2 protein-coding genes are annotated in these 1,702 nt (G+C 44.1%); both read right to left on the reverse strand.

Annotated features, from left to right (window positions below):
- Nucleotides 1-55: 55 nt before the first annotated feature.
- Nucleotides 56-952, reverse strand: a complete 897-nt coding sequence (locus tag EKM70_RS11260) for an IS3 family transposase (protein ID WP_125547827.1) — start codon at nucleotides 950-952, stop codon at nucleotides 56-58.
- Entirely contained in the window at nucleotides 949-1,632 is a 684-nt protein-coding gene (locus EKM70_RS11265; protein WP_125547829.1) for a helix-turn-helix domain-containing protein, read from the reverse strand. The genes EKM70_RS11260 and EKM70_RS11265 overlap by 4 nt, the downstream gene beginning before the upstream one ends.
- Nucleotides 1,633-1,702 lie beyond the last annotated feature (70 nt).

A 1,702-nucleotide genomic window follows, 5' to 3' on the forward strand; every position in this document is an offset into this window, starting at 1 on the left:
TGTACTAGTCCCTGTCAAGTTGACAGATGAAATACTATAATTTTAGCGTCTTTACTCAAGCGGCTTCACCACGGTATTCAACCGCGGTGGAGCCGTTTCTTTGTGCTGTACGATCGATATAGTTGAAGTAGTAAATACCTTCCTCGATGAGCTTGATTAGTTCTTTCCTAGTCTTAGGCAATGGGTGACTGTCCAACCAGTTTAACTTGAATTCGTTCCACCAACGCTCCATTGGAGCGTTATCGTACGGTGTTCCTGGTCGTGACATACTCCGAACGACTTGGTGTTCGGTCATCAGGCTATTAAAGTCCTTGGAAGTGTACGCCGAGCCACGGTCCGTATGGACCATCGGATGAGCCCCTCCAGCTTTGTTGAAAGCTCGTTTGAAGGTCTCAATCATGGCGTCACTAGTTTCAGTAACGCTCAGATTGTAAGATAAAAGGTACCTGCCATGTAGATCAAGTACCCCACATAAACGGGCCTTGTACTCGCCATTGATACCGTAATGAACCTCAGTGGCGTCCGATAGCCACACTTCATTTGGTTTAGTTGTCATATTAAACCGCTGGTTTAATACGTTATCTCGTAATTCTTGTTCAGCTTGCTTCACATGATGATGTTTCTTCACTCTACTCTGACATTTGAGGTGGAGTAGGGTCATAAGCCGTTTAACGCGTTTAAGGGAGACATAAAAGTTAAGTTCCACATCACGGTTGAGATAGATCTTCAGTTTTCCTGCACCGATTCTCTGTCGATGTTCGTTGAAGTACCGGAGTACCTTTTGTTTGAGTAACGTGTCTTGTTGCTCCCAAGGGGTTTCTTCACGATGAAGCCATTGATTAAATGCTTGGCGAGATAGACCCACTTTTCGAAGGATAATGGCTTGGGCGCCATGAATCTGTGGGCTGAGTTCCTGGATTGTCTGGAATACTAATTTATGTTGGGCGTTCACTCCTTGTTCTGTAGTTCTCGGAATTTTTTTGCGAAGAGCTCCATTACCTCCTGTTCCTTGAGCTGAGCCTTTAGTTGACGATTCTCCAGTTTTAGACGTTCAACCTCAGTCATCTCTTCAACTGGTTTAGTGCGTCCACGCCTATCCTTTAATGCTGTGTAACCACCGTTTTTAGATTTGAGAACCCAGGATCTCACCTGTTGGTAAGAAACGTTGAAGTTTTCAGCTGCTTGAGAGTACGAATGCTTTCCAGCCGTGACATACTCCACAATCTTAATTCGTTCTTCGAATGTCGTTTTACGACTCATAATGCGGACCTGCCTTCTTGACGGCGTAGCCGTCAATGATTTATTGGCCCCATTATACTGGAATTTCTTGATCCAGTCGCGAAGTTGTTTACGGTTTCTCACTCCAAAACGATGACTAATTTCAGCTAAACTTCCTTTGCCGTTTAGATAGGCTTCTACAGCCTGTTGCTTGGTCTTTGTACTATAACGTGTCCAACTGTGACGTTCTTTTAGGCCGTCAAGGCCATCACGCTCGTAATGTTCTTTCCAAGTCCGAATCGTAGAGTGATCAATACCGTACCGCTCCAGGTATTTGGTCCTGGTTAAGTTGGTCTGTGATAGACCAGTTAAAATATCCAGCTTCTCCATAGCTGTAAATCTAGTTCTAGGCATAGAAAAATCCCCTTAAAGTTAACAGATGAATTATAGTATTTCATCTGTCAACCTTAAGGGGACTATAGCA

The organism is Levilactobacillus lindianensis (assembly GCF_003946095.1).
Lineage (GTDB): Bacteria > Bacillota > Bacilli > Lactobacillales > Lactobacillaceae > Levilactobacillus > Levilactobacillus lindianensis.